Source organism: Bacillus sp. GW823-FHT06B01 (genome assembly GCF_058952315.1).
The window spans coordinates 234531-252840 of the sequence record NZ_JBXAHR010000005.1 but is presented as its reverse complement, the minus strand read 5'-3'; the positions used below and the strand labels follow the sequence as shown (position 1 = coordinate 252840).

Genomic DNA, 18310 nt, shown 5'->3' with positions numbered 1-18310 from the left:
ACTAAACAAAGATAACATTATAGCTTTAACTCTTTAAACACTTTGTTACCTGTATACTAATTTTAGTAAGATATTCCTCCTTATTATTAGTTCTTAATGGATTGTAGAAGTAATCTTCATAGGCATTTCCTTCAATAACATAGCCCTCTGATTTGATAAATTTCGTGATATTGTGGTATGCGGATTCAATATCTTTATAAGATCCTTGGTGATAATATATGACATAAATTCCTCCTGGTTTTGATTGACCTGTTTCTAAATCACTATAACAAAATAAGTGATCTACCTCCTCATATCTTTCTTGAATCAGGCTCTCTCTTGTTATCACAGATCCAATAGGAGCAGGAACAAACAAGCCTATTTGCTTGCTAAAATGTTTTACCCAATCGAAATCGATCATGCTATTTTTCGAATTTACATCGCTTAAGAAAATAGATTTTTTCTGTGTCTTTTGGATATAAACCTTCCCAACTTCAACGTTTTTTCTTTCTTCTTCCATTGAAATAATACCCTTAAAGAAACGACGAATTTGAATTAATTTCTCAATTTCTTCTTCCACCAGAACTGTCTGCTGTTTTGCCATTTCAACAAGTTTGTAAGTGTTGGGAGAATTAAGATATTCTTTTAGTTCCTCAATCGAAACTCCCACTTTCCGAAGAGATTGGAGTGTTGAGAATGTATTAATTTGATCGTAGGTATAATATCGATAACCATTGGGAAGTTTACCGGCAGGTTTAAAAAGATTGATTCTATCATAATAAAACAAGGTGTCTTTTTTCACCCCAAAATAACTAGCAAATTCTCCTGTACTTAAGGTTTTAAGGTTTTTTCTCTCCAAGTTAAAAACTCCTCTTGACTATAGACTAACTCCACACTTCATACTAGCATAAGCAAACGCATGTTAATACAGGAGGTTTTTATTATGGATTATTTTCACCCCCTCGTCTGGCAGCTGCTCGGTGGTACGACCTTCGCCCGCACAGCTAGCTTTATGACGATACCATTTTTAGCACTTTATTTACAAAATGATTTACATGCCTCACCAATTATGATTGGTTTAGCAGTCGGTATTTCACAATTGACTGCGACATTTGGTGGCTTCTTCGGTGGTTTCTTTACTGACCGGTTTGGCCGAAAAAAAATTATCATCATATCGATGTTCTGTTGGAGTATAGTCTTTTATGGCTTTGCATTCGCAAACTCTGTTTGGATATTCGTTCTATGCAATGCTCTCAACGGTATCTGTCGTGCATTTTTTGAACCAGCTTCACAAGCTTTGATGATTGACTATACTGACGAAGATAGGCGTCGTCGCCTATTTTCAATTCGATATACTGCCATCAATTTATCAGCTGTGATCGGCCTTTTGCTCGGTATTGTCATTTCAAAAGCATCATCAATAAGTTTTCCATTCCTTATTACTGCAACGATGTACTTATTGTATGCGATTTTCTTAGTCATCACTTTACGACGTATAGAGGAGCAGAATACGGTCAATGTTACGCAAGATATTGGCGACTTGATGCGTGTTCTTTTACAAGATAGCACACTTATGTTGCTCATTATTGCGAGTGTTATTTGCAATTTCGTATATATGCAAACAGAGGCAACAATGCCACAATTGCTTAATTTAACTATGGCAGACGGAGTAGCATTATATTCAGTTCTAATTGTGATTAATGCTGCAACAATCGTAATTCTTCAATTGCCACTCGGCATTTTAAGCGAAAAAGTAGCAATCAAAACAAGTCTTATTTTCGGGGGCGGACTATTAGCACTTGGTATGTTAATCTTCCACTTCGCTGATAATTGGACACTTTTTATTGTCGGTATGGTTGTGTTCTCACTTGGTGAAATTTTTGTTTTCCCAATGACGAGTGCTATAGTCGAAATGATTGCACCCGCGCATCAAAAAGCAACATATCTTGGTTTTATGCAATTTCAAAACTTAGGTGGCTTCTTAGGCCCAGTGCTTGGTGGCTGGTTGATTATCCATTTTGCACCACAATTGTATTTGGTGATGGTTAGCCTATGCTTAGTAGTTATTATTTGCTACATAGCAGCTTTACGTGGCAAATCATTTCGAATGTCTTAATACAAATAAAAACTGTGACTACATGAGGTACGGTCACATTACCATAAAGCTAAGGTTTCACACTATTCATTAAGCAAAAAAGACGTTATTCTTACTGTAGAATTATAGGAAAGGATGGCGTTTTTTGTATGTCTAATTCTGTATCTGACGACTTACAATTATTTGCACAGGAGATAAAGAGTCTTTTATCCCCAAATACCTTACAGAATCTAGCTAGAGATGTTGGATTTGTACAGCGAACAAGTAAGTATCAAGCACAAGAGTTAGTAGCTTTATGCGTATGGCTAAGCCAAAGTGTAGCAAAAACTTCCTTAACCCAGTTATGTAGTTGTTTAGAAGTATCAACAGAAGTACTCATCAGTCCTGAAGGACTAAATCAAAGATTTAACGCCGCAGCCGTCCAGTTTCTACAACAAGTTTTAGCCAAACTTCTAAACCAAAAGTTATCTTCAGCTAAGCTAATTTCTTCTCCATATACTTCTATTTTCAAGCGTATTCGTATCTTAGATTCAACTGCATTTCAACTCCCGGATGTATTTTCATCGGTTTATCCAGGTGCAGGAGGATGCAGCCATACAGCTGGGATAAAAATTCAGCTTGAGTATGATTTGTTAAGCGGACAGTTCCTACATATTCATACAGGTCCAGGTAAACAACATGATCGCACTTACGGCTCTCTGTGTGCCCCAACTGTGGCAGCGAATGATTTATGTATCCGACATTTAGGTTATTTTCATTTAAAAGACCTTCAATATATACAAGATCAAGAGGTCTACTATATTTCTCGTATCAAGTCGAATACACGTATTTATCAAAAAAATCCTAACCCTGATTATTTTCAAGATGGAAGAATTAAGAAAGGTACAGAGTATATACAGTTAGATATGGAGACGGTAATGAACTCCCTTCAGCCAGGACAAACATGGGAAATAGCTAATGCTTATGTAGGAATGATTGATAAAGTGTCAGCTCGTGTAATTGTCCATCGATTAACAAAACAACAGCAACAAAAACGATTACAAGATCAAGCTGTAAGAGAAAAAAAGAAAGGAATGAAGTATTCTCCTCGTAGTAAACGACTCAGTGGTATCAATGTATATATGACAAACACTTCTACAGATATTGTCCCGATGGGACAGGTACATGACTGGTATTCTTTGCGTTGGCAAATCGAAATTTTATTTAAAACGTGGAAGTCATTCTTTCAAATCCATCATTGTAAAAAGATAAAATCAGAACGATTGGAGTGCCATTTATATGGCCAATTGATTGCCATTCTACTCTGTTCTTCTATCATGTTTCAAATGCGCCAATTGCTCCTCATGAAGAAAAAACGAGAGCTTAGTGAGTATAAAGCCATATATATGATTAAAGACTATTTTCTTCTTCTATTCCAAACTATACAAAAAAACACCCAAGAGCTATCAAAGGTGTTACTCCGCCTGTTCAATCTCCTACAGCAAAACGGGCGGAAATCTCATCGATATGAGAAAAAAACGGTCTTTGATATATTAGGTGTCGTTTACAATTGTACCATGTCTGATAATCAAGCCGCTTAATTCAAAAAAGTGAAACCCGTTAGGGTTTATTTCGTATGCAAATCTTTCAATCACCTACACTTGCCCTTTAGAAAAAGAAACAATCTCGCCTAAAATTGACTTTGCATAAGCTTAGCTTGATAGCGATGGGGTAGCGTCAAATCTCCATCAAATCAAAATCTCATACCACCTCCTGAACGAAAATTTTATGCATGTTGTTCGTATTTATTGTTTGGGGATAAATCGTTCTTTAAGCTTGATGGCGATATGTTGGGCCCTTATATAAAAAAACCACAGTTCACACCAAAACTGTGGTTTTTTGAAGTACAAGGAATTACATGAATCATAAATCACTGTCTAAATTGTACTCCTCATTTATCAATATCTGTATCTAGTTTTCAACTTCGTAACAGAGCTAAGTTTAATTTCTTACAGAATGAAACCAAGGCAATTGTTTAACACATGTATCGCCATAACATATGCAAGGGATCTTTTAGAAATCAGATAAGCAATAGTAAGTATTACCGATCCTGGTAAATAGATAGCAATATCCGAAAGCTGGTTCGTATGAAGAAGTGTAAAAATTATAATTGAAATGATAGATGCAATAGTAGTACCAATATAATGCGAAAAGCGATTTATTAAAATATGACGAAACACAATTTCTTCAAGTATTGGACCCAGAATACCAAATACAAGCAATGTGAATATAAGAGGTGCCCCCGCACCTGCTTCAAGGAGCTGGTCTTGGTTCTCTGGCTGATCAGTTGCTAGAAAACGCATAACAGCCTGTTCTATAATTACCATAAGTAGAACCAACAGAGGAACACTTACTACTTTCAAAATTGTCTTCTCTTTAAAATATGCAAAACTCTCAATAATTTCGTTCTTAAATAAAATTATTCCAACAATAGCAGGTACAGTAAAACCGATGGCACCAAGGGCAAATTCTGATTCAACTAAATTGTAGTTAGTTAAAAGTGATATGCCAAATAATATGAACAAACCAATTTGAAATGGTAAGAACAGTGTTAAAATTACTAGCATAATAAGTTCTTTTTTATTCTTGTTTATAAAGTTCACTTTATTATTCCCCTAATTAAATTAGCTACAATCTTTGATTTTTCTTTCTGCATAAAGTTCTCCTTCCAAATATATTCATACAAGTTAACGAACCGAACCGTTCGGTTCGTTCTGTTCCAGTGTTCAATAATACTATATGTTTCTAGTTTTTTGAACCCTTTTTACAAAGTATTAACAAAAAAATATGTTAAAAACTAAATATATTTTTTTCTCAGTTGCTTATTTACAATCAAATTCCAATAATTGTTAATGATTAATCGTTTATGGAATGGAGTGAAAGTGGGAGTAGCCCGCCCCCTTTAGCTAATCCTATTAATAAAAATTAGATATAATAGTTATATGTTTATACATTAAAATTAACGATATTTTTTACTTCGTCTATGATTTTAGGTGAAATTAGTTGTATAATATGACTGAATTAATCAATTGGTCACATTATAATTGACAGAAAATTCACACGAATGATGTAGCTAATATATTTTAATTAACCTCACACTGTATTGTTTTAGGTTCCTATAAGTTAGGGATTAATAAAATGTTTTTACTTCAAGCTTATTTATACTTACAATAAAAATTCAAGAAAAATCATCTTAAATATTAAGTTCGTTTTATTAGGAGGGCCACAAAGCATGACTAAAGTCGATAAGGTAAAAGAAAAGATTATTGAAACATCTTTATATTTATTTAACACTAATGGGATAACTTACACATCCATCCAGGATATAATGACAGCTACTGAACTATCTAAAGGAGCTATTTATCGTAGATTCAAAAATAAAGAAGAAATTGTCCTTGCTGCCTACGACAAAAGTGGTGAGATTATGTGGGGGCATTTTCATAAAGCAATGGAAAATAAAAAGACAGCAATCGATAAAATCCTTGCCATTTTCCTTATATATCAAGATGCAGCTAATAATCCCCCTATTGCTGGAGGCTGTCCATTGCTTAATAGCGCAATTGAAAGTACAGGAGTATTTCCAGAATTACAAAAAGCAGCAGCAAAGGGTTATGATGATACAGTAATGTTAATGGCTTCTCTCATAAAAGAAGGAATAGAGAAACAAGAACTTAAAGAAGATATGGACATTATATCGCTCGCTTCTTTTCTTACATCTTCAATGGAGGGCGCTATTATGGCAAGTCGAGTATCTAACGATAATATACACCACCAGTATTTTATTGAACAAATAAAACATCATCTTTTCTCTTATTCTAAATAAGTGAGAACTTGTATTTCTTCCATTCAATTTTTATAGCTTAAACTGAATAAACCCCTCACATAAAAAGTATCTTCTATTTATGTGAGGGGTGAATAATTTTTAGCAAAGGGAGCTTTTTAGACGTTGTATATTAGGCATACAACCAACCTGTTTTTCACATACCTCGCCTTTTTATCCTACCCCTAAAATAAAAAAACAGCATTCCTGTCTTTTAAAAAAAGACCTTCAAATTTTTAGATACCCCTACTGTCGACGTTCAAAAGCAAGACGTACAGCAAGCCCCGTTAATACACTTGCCATAAGCCAACGCTGCACTCGTAGCCACGTTGGACGTGTGCCAAACCATGTAGCAATTTTACTTGCTGTAAACACAATTAGAAGGTTGATTATAAAGCTAACAGTGATTTGCGTAAAGCCTAAAACTGCACCTTGTATAAGCAACGATCCCTTCTCAGGATCTTCAAATTGAGGTAACAGTGACACATACAAAATAGCAATCTTTGGATTTAGAAGATTTGTCATAAGTCCCATTATAAATAATTTCCGTGGTGGCTCATTAGAAATAGTACGAGGTTCCATACTAGAAGTAGCACCCGGTTTTATCGAATTCCAGGCGAGCCAAAGCAAGTAAGCAGCACCTGCCCATTTGACTGCTTCGTAGACAGCGGGTACTGCAAGGAATAGAACTGTAAGTCCGAACATTGTTGCGATTATATAAATTACAAATCCGAGCATAATGCCTAAGAGAGAAATAAATCCTGCCATGCGCCCTTGCGTAATGGAACGAGAAATGAGATACATCATATTAGGCCCAGGCGAACAAACCATGCTAAGTGAAACAATTGCAAAAGCTAACAAAGTACTAAAGCTGACCATAACCCTTCCCCCTTTATGTTACAAAAAATTTCCTATTGTACATTTTATCATGATTAAGGAGAGAAAAGATTAATATAAGCCGCTGCAGCTAAAGAATATGATCGGATCGAATGTATGGTAATCATATACTTCTCCTGCTCTTAAAGAGAGCTTTAAAAATAACCTATCCATAGTGATACTACAGCAACTACTAATAAAGCAAAACAAATTGTGATATTTCGAACCCACTTTTGTATATCCTCAAAATACCGCTCTATAAATAAAGCGTAAATATAAACCATAAGAAGTAGAACAATGAAAGTAAAGGAACCCAATTTATCGTTAAATTTTTCATTGGTATATGTGCTTACATGAAGGAATAGAAAAACAAACGCTACCATGAATAGCTCAAATATCCTTTTTTTATTCACCCCGCCACCACCTTACAATAATTCCCTTTTATTCTATTTTAGCAGAACATAATGTGTAGCAGTATATGAATATTATATTCATGTCAAAAAGGCTAACAATTCAAGATTGTTAGCCTCTACTTTCCATATTCGTACCTTTTATCACTTTACTTCCTAACAACCGGGATCCACATTTCACCAAATACTAAGCCGTCTCTTTGCCCCATCTCAACTGTTGTATTTGGCCCACCAACATAAGCAAAATCTTTCGCATCTGGTAAAGCTTGACCGAAGGCGATGCCAGTCAGCTTATTACTTAGCTCTTCAGCCGTTTTGTCTTCCCCTTTCACTACTAAGTATTCTCCCCTCGGAAACTGGATCACTCTAGATTCTTCTTCTATTTGTGCCTCTGTCAAGACACCAGCATAATACATCATCTTGTTATTCACTGCTTCGCTCACAGAAAAAATGTATTCGTTTGTAGCTAGAGCTTTTAAAGTATCCAGCCTTCCATCTTCTTTAACAGCAGACCAAAAATCTTCCTTTTCTTTATTTATTCCAGCAAAGTTTGTATAGTCACTCTTAATTTCAGTTCCAATTCCTAGCACAATAAAGCTATCTTTTTCTTCAATCGTATAATTTTTCATATTCAAAACCTTCCTTTTTTTAAAATGAATCAAATGATTTATCTTTTCATCTGATAAGTTTATAATATCTTTAAATCATGTCAAAAAATGATACTGTTTAGGAGACTCCAATGAAAAAAGTTGAACGGATTAATACAATTATGAGGTATATCAACAACCGCTCCCACTTTACAATTTCTGAAATCATACGAGAATTTAACATATCACGATCGACAGCTATTAGAGACATTAGAGACATTGAAGCTATGGGCATGCCACTTGTTGCTGAAGTTGGGAGAACTGGGGGATATTTTGTTATGCATAATTCTATCCTGCCCGTTGTTCGCTTTACTGATAATGAAGTGAAAGCCCTTTTTATTGCCTTTATGGCTACGAGAAATCAGCAACTTCCCTATTTAAAAAGTCGGCAATCTTTAGCTGAAAAACTATTAGGACTCATCTCAGAAACTCAGCAAGATGACCTCGTTCTTTTAAATCAAATCTTGCTTTTTGAAGGGACTAACCCTCATAATCCCGATCTACTTGAGCTTTCTGACCTCCCCCATCCGATGTTAGAAAAACTCATTCAAATCCTTCTTTTGGATAGACATTTATTGATTACTGTCAAGGAAGAAAAAATCAAGTCTTATCCAATTTACCTATTACACCTTTATCAAGAAAAAAGCCATTGGATCATTGAAGGGTTTGACTTAAAAGAAGAAAAGAAACTACTGTTCCCTGTCGATGACCTCGTCAATATCGAGCCGTACACGACGAAAAAGAGGTTAAATAAGAAACAGATTTTAGAAAAACTCAGTAGGAAGGACGAAGCAATTAACCTTGTACTTGAACTTGGTCCAAAAGCGATTGCCCAGTACAAAAAATACCATCCTTTCAAAGTTTCTATTTCTTATACAAATCCTTACCAATCCACAGCCATTTTAAAAACATTTATCGATGTTCACAATTCCGATGAAGTGACAGAGATAACAAATTGGTTACTTTTCCTAGGGAAAGATATTACAATCAAGGGAATGCCTGAAGAAATATTAAACGATTTACAAGAGCGGTTATGTTTATATTCTCCATAAGCAGTGATCGCTTAAACCCAAAAATATTGAGTTTAATTCGTTACCAGTTGCCCATATTTTTTACCATGAGAGCACAATACATAATAAAAGCACGGAAAACCTTCCCGTGCTTTTTCAAAAATATATATAATTTCGGATGACTTAATTCACTTACCCTAACTGACGTTTAAATGCTTTACTTGCGAAAAAGTAAGAGATGATCATGATACCCACGCACCAAGCAAGTGCAGTCCAAATATCGTTGCCAACAGTCCCTTCATATAATAGGGCGCGAATCGCATTCACGATTGAAGTTACAGGCTGATTCTCAGCAAACGCACGAACAATTTTAGGCATCGTTTCAGTAGGTACAAAGGCCGAACTAATAAATGGAAGAAAAATTAGTGGGTACGAGTAAGCTGTCGCTCCTTCCATAGACTTCGCTTTCAGCCCTGGAATGATAGCTAGCCATGTTAGCGCTAACGTAAACATACCCAGTATTCCCGCTACCGCAAGCCAATCTAGCATATTTGCACTAGAATGAAAACCCATTAAGAGCGCAACAAGAATAACCACCACGATAGTAAGTACATTAGCAACAAGAGAAGTTAAAACGTGAGCCCACAATATTGATGAGCGCTTAATAGGCATCGTAATGAAACGTGCCATCAGCCCACTCTTTACATCCGTAAATAATCGTACAGAAGTATAAGCTACACCGGATGCGATAGCCATTAACAAAATTCCCGGCAATAAATAATTAACGTAGTTATCCGTTCCTGTCTTTATAGCCCCGCCAAATACGTAAACAAATAATAGCATCATCATAATCGGTGTAATCGCTACTGTAATAATTGTATCCGGACTACGCATAATATTACGCATTAAGCGCCCTAGTAATACCCCTGTTTTGCTTTTCATTTACATCTCCTCCTTTTTACCGATAATCGCAAGGAAAATTTCTTCCAACGTCGGCTGCTTCTCGATATACTCTACTTTTGCTGGCGGGAACATCTCTTTCAGTTCAGTAAGAGTACCTGTCGTAATAATTTTTCCGCCATGCAAAATAGCGATACGGTCCGCCAGTTGTTCTGCTTCCTCCAAGTACTGAGTCGTGAGCAAAATCGTTGTGCCGCTGCCGGCAAGTTCCTTGACTGTATCCCACACTTCGATCCGTGCTTCCGGATCAAGTCCAGTCGTTGGTTCGTCTAGAAAAATAACTGCTGGCGCCCCAATCAAACTCATCGCGATATCAAGTCGGCGCTTCATCCCGCCTGAATACTGGTCTGCCCTCTGGTTGGCCGCATCAGTCAGGCTAAATCTTGCAAGTAGATTATCAGCAACTTGTGCCGGATTGGAAACACCACGTAACTTAGCGATCATTATCAAGTTTTCCCTTCCAGTAAGCATGCCGTCTAAAGCTGCGAACTGTCCTGTCAAACTGATGCTTTGACGAACATGATCTGGTTGTCGCTGGACGTCAAAACCGCAAATACTTACTTCACCATCATCTTGTTTCATTAGCGTCGAAAGAATATTGACCGTTGTCGTCTTTCCAGCTCCATTTGAGCCTAGCAGCGCGAAAATTTCACCACGCTGCACCTCAAAATCCACTCCCTTTAAGACTTCTTTATCTTTAAAAGATTTTTTTAACCCTTTTATAGAAATCGCTGCATTGCTCATACTTTTTCCCCCTTATAAAATTAGATTACATACACCCTCTATTTAGTATCACTGATAATCTGTATTACTTAGTACCGGTTTAAAAATATAACTGAATAGCGATGGCGGCAATTCACATTTGTAACCAGCTAATCAGTCGGTATTACTAATTGCATTTATTTTTTTCTCAATTTCTTCATAATACTTTCATTCAAATCTTCACGATACTTGGAGACATACGTTTTAGCGTTTGCCACTAGTTCGTCAGCAAAGGATGCCACGTCCTCCCCAGTAATGTCAAGCACTTGTCTCCCTTCCGCTGCACCTGCTTCAAACAAATCGATTAATTCATACTGTATGTGCAGCATATCCATTCCATTACCCGCCGAGAAATTCCACATGTAGTTTTGAATTTTCTTAAACACAAACTGATAGTCTTCTGGCAGTGCTCCAACACGTGCCATCATCATTTTGTACTCTTTTTTATCACCAATTAATTTTTTAAACATTTCCAACATCTTATTTTCCTCCTTTTTTATAAAGCAGAACAAGAAACTCTCCAAATATGAGCCGGAACATTTTATATTATGAGGCTAGTTTGACTTCAAGACGTTAATTTTTGAAGATACAAAATCCCATTTTTTCCAAAACAATTCAAGCTCCTGACGGCCCTCCTCATTTAATGAATAAAACTTACGAGGCGGTCCCATATCTGATGGTTTCTTTTCAATATTCACAAGCTTTTTCTTTTCTAATCGTACGAGGATAGTATAAACCGTCCCTTCTACGACTTCGGTAAACCCAAGATCATTCAGGTGGCGGGTAATCTCATAGCCATACGTTTCACGGCGACTAATGATTTCCAGCACACACCCTTCCAGTGAACCTTTCAGCATTTCAGTTAAATTTTCCATGTCCTGATCCTCCTTTACCCCCTATTCTGTCTGACTTATATTCAGTATCACAGAGTACTAAGGTGAATTTTTACTGAATAGCTTTTGAGTAAAAACATACTATTCAGTATTACTTATTACAACTACATTGTATGACTGAGTAGTGATGAATGTCAACTGATTTTCAAAATTTTTCTAAAATCCGCTATTACCTATTGTTTACTAAAAATATTTCGAGAAACAACACTACTCTGTATCACCTATTACAACTACATTGTATGACTAAGTAGTTGTAAATGTCAACTCGATTTTTATATTTTTCTAAAATCAACTATTACCTATTAGATGTTCAGTGACAATAAAGTTGGTTAATTTTAGTCTAAAAAATGTAATAACCACCTACTAAATTTAATTGTTGTAGCCTGTAATTTATAAAAATCATAAAATTGGTCAATTCTTCTTCATCTAATGCCCCTTATTGAAAAAAGCAGCTTGCTCCATTCACTAAATTTTCATCCTGTCTTACATAGCTGAATCTGCCTCAACATCTTTTTCACCTAAATTTTGAACAAATCTTAATAGATAACCATCAGGGTCCATAATTAAAAATTCTTTTTGTCCCTTTAATTTAGTATCAGCTCTATACCAATTCTCTTGAATATCAAATTTAATTGGATACTCGTTCTTTTTCAAACTATCATATAGTGGATCAATATCATTTATAATAATTTGAAAATTAATCCCTCTTCCGTAGGGATAAGATAACTCTCCAGTACTCCAATGACCATTTACTTCTTCAATCATAATCTGGCATTCATTTAAAGACAGTAAAGCAAACTTATCCTCTGGTCTTTGATATTCAATTTTAAACAGGAGAATTTCCGAATAGAAATTTAAACTTTGCTCCATATCTGAGACTGATAGCTCTGGTATTAATGCATTGAGTTTGTGCAAAAAAGCTTCCCCCTTTGCTTAAGTTATTGATTATTATATTATAACACTTACTATAAATACTTCTTCCATTAAACTACTTCATTAGTCCTATAAGAAGTAAACAACTTTATTATCTCTACACATTAGAGACAGCCAATTTTCTTTTTGAAGAAATTTCGCCACATACCTATCCCGCCAAGAAAAGAAAATACCCCAAAACAAATATTCTACATTTTTGTTTTGGAGCGCTATAGGTTAGCTCTTCTTCTTAATAAGACAGATCATCCTTTTGTTACGATAACATTATATCCATATCTTCCGCTGCAGTTGTAATTAGTTTTAAACCGAATGTTTCTTGTAATACATCAAGCACGCCAGGTGAAATAAATTCAGGCGCCTTTGGACCGATGCGGATATCTTGAATACCGAGACTAAATAGTCCAAGTAAAATGGCAACCGCTTTTTGTTCAAACCATGATAGGACAATACTAACTGGCAGTTCGTTCACTTCGCATTGAAAAGCATCTGCTAAAGCGGCTGCTATTTTCACTGTTGAAATTGAATTATTGCATTGCCCTAAGTCAATGTAACGCGGAATCTTTGTACCAGGTACAACACCGTAATCCACATCATTAAAGCGGAATTTCCCGCAAGAAGTCGTTAAAATAACTGTTTCTGGTGGAAGTGACGTTGCTAATTCACGATAATATTCTCCGCCTTTTCCTGGTGCATCACAACCTTCGATGACAAAGAAACGCTTAATCTTTCCTTCTTTTACTGCCTCAATAATTTCAGGAGCTAATGATAATACTGTATTATGATGGAACCCTGTTACTAACTGTTCATCCGACTCCATATGTACTTCTGGAAGTTCTAGCGCTTTTTGAATCAATGGTGCAAAATCATCATTTTCAATTTTTTGTACACCCTCTAAACCTGCAATATCATATGAAAAGAATCGATTAGAGTACGACCCTTTAATTGGCATAACACAGTTCGTTGTCGCTAATATAGCACCTGTAAATTTTTCAAAAAGACGTCGTTGATCATACCATGCCTTACCGATGTTTCCTTTTAAATGTTTATATTTTTTCAGCTGCGGATAACCGTGTGCTGGTAACATTTCAGAGTGTGTATAAATATTAATTTCTTTTCCTTCTGTTTGTTTTAATAATTCTTCTAACGCAAATAAATTATGACCAGTAACTACAATTGCCTTACCTTCCACATGGTTTTGCGTAATTTGAACAGGTTCTGGAACACCGAAGCGATTCGTATGTGCCTCATCTAACAACCCCATTACTCGTAAAGCCGATTTCCCTACTTTCATAGCCATATCAATATGTTCTTGTTCATTAAAGTTAGAATTTGTTAATGTCATATACAGTGCTTCTTGCGTCGTAGCATCTACAAATGTATCAGTATACCCTAGCTGAGCAGCATGCGTACGATAAGCTGCAATTCCTTTTAGCCCAAACACAATCGTATCTTGTAAACTTGCAATTGTTTCATTTTTACCGCAAACACCCATCACTTTACATCCACCTGTTTGCGTTTGTTCACATTGATAACAAAACATGATCATCCCACCCTCTCCCAATCATTTCTTACAACCTAAGCATAATACCCATTGAGAAAAAGGGATGTGATATCAATCACAATAATATGTATAAATTTGTGACAACTTATATTGTTTACATAATATTTTTATTGACAAAAAAAACATTACATACCCCTGTTGTTCAAGTTTTCAAATAGCTAGACTATTGCTGAATCACATATTTAACTTTCTAGTTCATAGTACGAAAGAACAATTTCGTACTATAAATCTCTTAAGCAAACAGAAATAGACATATAAAAACGCTATTCTTTCTTTTTATTATGCAACAGAAAGAATAGCTTCTTTTCATTTTGAAGAACTATCAATTTTTTGATTAAATATTTTATGAAAAATCACTTTATTTACAATACATTTACACTATCTTAACATTACTTACATTATTTATATGATATATTTATATAGACACTACTTAAGAAATTTCATGTACATTGTTATCTTTATAATCTCTGATCTGATTGATAAGAGATTATGTTATATTTTCATACCAGGGGTGAATGAGGATGACTGAAACTTTAAAAACACTTATAATGCTCGATATTACTTATGTTGTTATAGCAATTATGACGGTACTGGTATTTGTATACTTGGAATTAAAATCTCAGTAACGTATGCAGGCATAATTGATGGCTTCGCATTTAAATATAGCTAGAAGAAAGCGAGGAGAAAATTGTTTCTCCTCGCTTTTATATTTCCACAGTTTCTTATTTCAACAAATCCAATGTATGTAAAAGCAATCCTTTGTCCCCTACTTCCCCATGACCAGGCACTACTGAATTGATGTTTCCATATCGCTTCAGCACATTCTCAATCGATGCGGACCATTCATTTACATAGGCATCAGCAACGTTCCCTAAATCTTTAGCTTCCGCAGATTTCACTAAACAGCCTCCAGCTAAAATGTTGTATTGTGGTAACCATACGACGATATTATCTTCTGTATGTCCTTTCCCTGGGTAAAATGTTTCTACTTTCATATTTCCAAACTTCAAATTCGTAATCGTTTGTAAATCTCCAAGTGGTTCTTCATATCCACTTTTCTTTGCTAGTTCTGCAGTCAATGCCGTACTATGCGCTTTAATGCCTCTTTCTTTCAATGTTTTAATTCCGCCAATACGATCAGCGTGTGCATGTGTAATAATGACATCTGTTACGCGCTTCTTAAATTTCTTTTCTACCATCTCTATTAATTCCTTCGTTAACTTATCATCCCAAGAAGAATCGACAAGTACTAATCCTTTAGAAGTAGTAAGAACTAGCCCGTTCGAAGGAACTGCTTCTCCGTTAAAATAACCTAACTCCGTATGAACCCATACATTTTTGTTTAACTGAGAAATTGAAATAGTTCCTGCCTCATTTTTTATTACTTTTTGCTCTAGCTTTTGTTCCGCTTGTACAGAAGAAACTGTACTAACAAATTGAGTTATTCCTAGTAAACTAACACATACCCCTAATTTTAATAATGTATTCTTTTTCATTTTCTCCACCCTTTCTTTCAAACGAAATAGTTATTACTTATAATAGACAATTCATCTTATATGTTTGTTCCATCTTTACTTGCATATTTTATGTAAGTAACAAAAAAAAGCGTACAAAATTTTGTACGCTTTAAAACTTAACCTTTTATTCCATAATTCTCAAACTCTTCCTCGTTACCATAAAATACATTCAAATCAATATACTTCTCTTTTCCATTATAACCATTTAATCTCCCGCGGTTCGTGTATTGCCAAAACATCCATTTTCTCTCATCTGATAAACTTGGTTTTGTAAAGACACTACAAATCCATATATCACATTGGGGATACTCATTACCATTCACGTTTTTTATTAATCCTCATTTTTTCTTCAAATGCCTTCTCTAAATCAATTTCTAACTTATTTGCTAAGTCACATACATTCCAAATGACATCAAACATTTCTAAACCAATCTCTCTTTTCGAATCTTGTATTTTATCACGCTTTAATATAACTTCCGCTAATTCACCTAATTCCGCCATCGCATACATCGTACGCTCTTCAATTGTTGTATCTTGAAATCCTTTTTCTTTACTGAAATTTAATACATATCTCTGGAATTCCACAATATTCATACTTAATCTCCCTTCATGATAAATACTCTGTTTTCTATTACACTTATATTTTGTTAAATTATAACATTCATACTATAATTTATTTATAACCCTTTAACGGAGGTGTTTTCAATGACCCTCTTCGCTTCCCCATCATTATTCATACTAGCAATTATTTCATTTGCACTAGCCTATTTCATCGGAGTTAAACAATACACTTGGCTCTTATCAGGATTCAACGAACGCCGTGTGCCAGATAAAGGTAAGTTATCAAAAATAGTTGGTCTTTATAATTTAACTGCCGGTGCTATTGCCACAATTGGTAGTGTCTTCACTACTCCTAATGTCAAAATCTTATTTCCTATCATTATAATTGGCCACGTTATAATCGCTGCTTATGTAAATACACGCATGGTGCATTGAAAAAAGATCACCCAAATGGATGATCTTTTTTATAATTTATCAACATATTGCTTCGCTTCTAGTAAAGAAAACCCAAAAGCCTCTCTTACTCTCTTAACTGCTGTAACTGTTTTTCCTTCTTCCATAAGCTGGCGTAACCCTTTATTAATTTCAGGTTCTCTATCTATAATTCCCATTTCTTTCGTAATTAGCTGTAATCTATCTTCCATCCTCTTTAAACGTGCATCCGTTTTCTTTTCGATTTTATTTAATTTCTCAACAATATAAATAAACCCAAAGACCGCTATCGGTATGATCATCCAAAATCCCATGACTATCCCCCCTATTAGCCTTCATTTGTTTTATTTCACTATCTTATGTAAATTTTACCACGAAACACATTTAATGTATAATAGTAATATACAACACTGTTGATAAAACCTTTTATTTTAGGGGGACACTTTATGAAAAGATTTTTAAATACGTTACTACAATTTGTAGTTCTTTCAATTGCACTACATGTATTATTTGATATCGTTGGCTGGCTTGTTTTCAATGCGCCAATTAAAAACAAAGTAAGCATTATTTCCTTACTAACAACTTCATGGCTTATGTACATGTACCGAGACAAATTTTTTAAAGTATTCACTTCGAATTAACTAAAAGAACTTCATCGATAAAAGATGAAGTTTTTTCTTTTTCTCTCATTCTCTCTATTTATTACTATACAATAGAACTAACATTCTGTCTTTTTAAAGAAAGGAGTCACTATGAACTTAAAAAGTAACACTATATACGAGAAAATGAACCAATATTCCGTTGCAGGTTTAAGCCTTGCCGTTATACGTGATGGTACACTAGACAAAGTCGCTGCTTTTGGAACACTTGAATCTGGAACAACTAGAACTGTCACTACGAATTCTATATTCAACTCTTGTTCAATTAGTAAATTCATCACTACAATGCTCGTACTAACGTTATCAGATCAAGAAATCATATATTTAGATGAAGACGTAAATGATAGACTTACATCTTGGAACATACCTACCAATCTATTTACCTCACAGAAAAAAGTTACATTACGAAATTTATTAAGTCACCAATCTGGAATTATTGATCCTCCTAATAGTTTTGAGCATTATACACTTGCACAAGGGCGACCAAACATGTCCGAAATCCTTGCTGGTAAAACATCATATTGTTCAGTACCGATAGAAATAACTTATAAATCAGAAAATGAATTTCACTACTCTGATGCAAACTTTTGTATTATCGAATTACTGCTTGAAGATATAACTGGAAAACCATTTAACCTTTTACTTGAAGAATATATCTTTCAGCCACTGCAACTGAAAAATAGTATGCTATTCCCTCCTGAAGATATAAGTAAAATAGAGGCCTTTGCTTGTGGACATAATAAGGATGGGATTGTCACAGATGAAAAATATCCATTTTATCCATTCGCAGCTGCTTCAGGTATTTGGACAACACCAACAGACTTATCAGCTTTAGTTATCGAAATCATTCATTCCTTACAAGGAAAGGGCAAACTAAAACTTTCTCAAAAATTAATACAAGATATGCTTTCTCCTCAAGGTTGCTCAAAATGGACTGGATTAGGTATCTTTCTAAATGATTCTAACGAAGACTTACAAATGCATTCACTTGGATGGGGCGTGGGATTTCAATGCATGCTGATATGCTATCCATACCGAGGTAATGGTGCTGTTATTATGACGAACACTGACGTAGGCGTTCATCAAATGGAAGGGATTATTGGTGACGTCTTAAAAACGTTATCCTTATAATATAAGTAAAGAAGCTGTTCCTTCC

General features: G+C 35.0%; 21 protein-coding genes and 1 pseudogene. 7 read left to right on the top strand and 15 right to left on the bottom strand.

What is annotated here, in order from left to right; genetic code table 11:
* Positions 1-25 precede the first annotated feature (25 nt).
* The gene (locus tag AC1Q8N_RS22850; RefSeq protein WP_493521391.1) at positions 26-838 is read right to left on the bottom strand and encodes a MerR family transcriptional regulator; all 813 of its coding nucleotides are present in this window, start codon (positions 836-838) and stop codon (positions 26-28) included.
* Positions 839-922: 84 nt separating this feature from the next.
* Between AC1Q8N_RS22850 and AC1Q8N_RS22845 the strand changes: the two genes are divergently transcribed.
* Positions 923-2095 carry an MDR family MFS transporter gene (locus AC1Q8N_RS22845; RefSeq protein WP_000384374.1) on the top strand — a complete coding sequence of 391 codons (1173 nt, stop codon included), beginning with the start codon at positions 923-925 and terminating at the stop codon, positions 2093-2095.
* Positions 2096-2223: 128 nt separating this feature from the next.
* Positions 2224-3654, top strand: a complete 1431-nt coding sequence (locus tag AC1Q8N_RS22840) for an IS4 family transposase (RefSeq protein WP_493521390.1) — start codon at positions 2224-2226, stop codon at positions 3652-3654.
* A gap of 408 nt (positions 3655-4062) precedes the next feature.
* Here the strand turns inward: AC1Q8N_RS22840 and AC1Q8N_RS22835 are convergent, their stop codons facing one another.
* Positions 4063-4716: a CPBP family intramembrane glutamic endopeptidase gene (locus AC1Q8N_RS22835; RefSeq protein WP_048543773.1), complete on the bottom strand. Its 654-nt coding sequence runs from the start codon at positions 4714-4716 to the stop codon at positions 4063-4065.
* Positions 4717-5345: 629 nt separating this feature from the next.
* Between AC1Q8N_RS22835 and AC1Q8N_RS22830 the strand changes: the two genes are divergently transcribed.
* Positions 5346-5936: a TetR/AcrR family transcriptional regulator gene (locus AC1Q8N_RS22830; protein ID WP_048543775.1), complete on the top strand. Its 591-nt coding sequence runs from the start codon at positions 5346-5348 to the stop codon at positions 5934-5936.
* 243 nt (positions 5937-6179) lie between these two features.
* On the opposite strand, the gene AC1Q8N_RS22825 is transcribed toward AC1Q8N_RS22830, so the two are convergent.
* The 3 genes from AC1Q8N_RS22825 to AC1Q8N_RS22815 form a co-directional block, all read right to left on the bottom strand.
* Positions 6180-6812, bottom strand: coding sequence for a LysE family translocator (locus AC1Q8N_RS22825; RefSeq protein ID WP_098642176.1), 633 nt, complete (start codon positions 6810-6812; stop codon positions 6180-6182).
* Between the two features lie 152 nt (positions 6813-6964).
* Positions 6965-7222, bottom strand: coding sequence for a DUF3963 domain-containing protein (locus tag AC1Q8N_RS22820; RefSeq protein WP_098078091.1), 258 nt, complete (start codon positions 7220-7222; stop codon positions 6965-6967).
* Between the two features lie 146 nt (positions 7223-7368).
* Positions 7369-7848, bottom strand: a complete 480-nt coding sequence (locus tag AC1Q8N_RS22815) for a GyrI-like domain-containing protein (protein WP_098124466.1) — start codon at positions 7846-7848, stop codon at positions 7369-7371.
* A gap of 110 nt (positions 7849-7958) precedes the next feature.
* On the opposite strand from AC1Q8N_RS22815, the gene AC1Q8N_RS22810 reads away from it, so the two are divergent.
* The gene (locus AC1Q8N_RS22810) at positions 7959-8918 is read left to right on the top strand and encodes a helix-turn-helix transcriptional regulator (RefSeq protein ID WP_098078085.1); all 960 of its coding nucleotides are present in this window, start codon (positions 7959-7961) and stop codon (positions 8916-8918) included.
* 150 nt (positions 8919-9068) lie between these two features.
* On the opposite strand, the gene AC1Q8N_RS22805 is transcribed toward AC1Q8N_RS22810, so the two are convergent.
* From AC1Q8N_RS22805 to AC1Q8N_RS22765, 9 genes and pseudogenes are all read right to left on the bottom strand, one after another.
* Entirely contained in the window at positions 9069-9818 is a 750-nt protein-coding gene (locus tag AC1Q8N_RS22805) for an ABC transporter permease (RefSeq protein WP_098078082.1), read from the bottom strand.
* A complete protein-coding gene (locus AC1Q8N_RS22800; protein ID WP_046954684.1) occupies positions 9819-10580 on the bottom strand; it encodes an ABC transporter ATP-binding protein in 762 nt (253 codons plus the stop codon). It abuts the gene before it with no gap.
* Between the two features lie 155 nt (positions 10581-10735).
* Positions 10736-11077 (bottom strand): DUF1048 domain-containing protein, encoded by a 342-nt coding sequence (locus AC1Q8N_RS22795; protein WP_000891990.1) that lies wholly within the window; start codon positions 11075-11077, stop codon positions 10736-10738.
* Between the two features lie 75 nt (positions 11078-11152).
* On the bottom strand, positions 11153-11473 hold the full coding sequence (locus AC1Q8N_RS22790) for a PadR family transcriptional regulator (RefSeq protein ID WP_048543787.1): 321 nt from the start codon (positions 11471-11473) through the stop codon (positions 11153-11155).
* Between the two features lie 501 nt (positions 11474-11974).
* Entirely contained in the window at positions 11975-12406 is a 432-nt protein-coding gene (locus AC1Q8N_RS22785; protein WP_098078080.1) for a bleomycin resistance protein, read from the bottom strand.
* A 271-nt stretch (positions 12407-12677) separates the two neighbouring features.
* On the bottom strand, positions 12678-13964 hold the full coding sequence (hcp, locus tag AC1Q8N_RS22780) for a hydroxylamine reductase (protein ID WP_098848102.1): 1287 nt from the start codon (positions 13962-13964) through the stop codon (positions 12678-12680).
* Between the two features lie 743 nt (positions 13965-14707).
* Positions 14708-15481 (bottom strand): BcII family subclass B1 metallo-beta-lactamase, encoded by a 774-nt coding sequence (gene bla2, locus AC1Q8N_RS22775; RefSeq protein ID WP_048543790.1) that lies wholly within the window; start codon positions 15479-15481, stop codon positions 14708-14710.
* 137 nt (positions 15482-15618) lie between these two features.
* A pseudogene (locus tag AC1Q8N_RS22770) lies at positions 15619-15810 on the bottom strand (GH25 family lysozyme); the annotation flags it as partial.
* A 4-nt stretch (positions 15811-15814) separates the two neighbouring features.
* Positions 15815-16096: a MazG nucleotide pyrophosphohydrolase domain-containing protein gene (locus tag AC1Q8N_RS22765; RefSeq protein ID WP_098642908.1), complete on the bottom strand. Its 282-nt coding sequence runs from the start codon at positions 16094-16096 to the stop codon at positions 15815-15817.
* Between the two features lie 111 nt (positions 16097-16207).
* Here AC1Q8N_RS22765 and AC1Q8N_RS22760 point away from each other — a divergent pair, with 111 nt between their 5' ends.
* Positions 16208-16498, top strand: a complete 291-nt coding sequence (locus tag AC1Q8N_RS22760; RefSeq protein WP_048543795.1) for a DUF3784 domain-containing protein — start codon at positions 16208-16210, stop codon at positions 16496-16498.
* A 29-nt stretch (positions 16499-16527) separates the two neighbouring features.
* Here the strand turns inward: AC1Q8N_RS22760 and AC1Q8N_RS22755 are convergent, their stop codons facing one another.
* Positions 16528-16809, bottom strand: a complete 282-nt coding sequence (locus AC1Q8N_RS22755) for a hypothetical protein (protein ID WP_098078074.1) — start codon at positions 16807-16809, stop codon at positions 16528-16530.
* A gap of 132 nt (positions 16810-16941) precedes the next feature.
* On the opposite strand from AC1Q8N_RS22755, the gene AC1Q8N_RS22750 reads away from it, so the two are divergent.
* Positions 16942-17136, top strand: a complete 195-nt coding sequence (locus AC1Q8N_RS22750; protein WP_098078071.1) for a hypothetical protein — start codon at positions 16942-16944, stop codon at positions 17134-17136.
* 111 nt (positions 17137-17247) lie between these two features.
* The gene (locus AC1Q8N_RS22745) at positions 17248-18285 is read left to right on the top strand and encodes a serine hydrolase domain-containing protein (protein WP_098078068.1); all 1038 of its coding nucleotides are present in this window, start codon (positions 17248-17250) and stop codon (positions 18283-18285) included.
* Positions 18286-18310 lie beyond the last annotated feature (25 nt).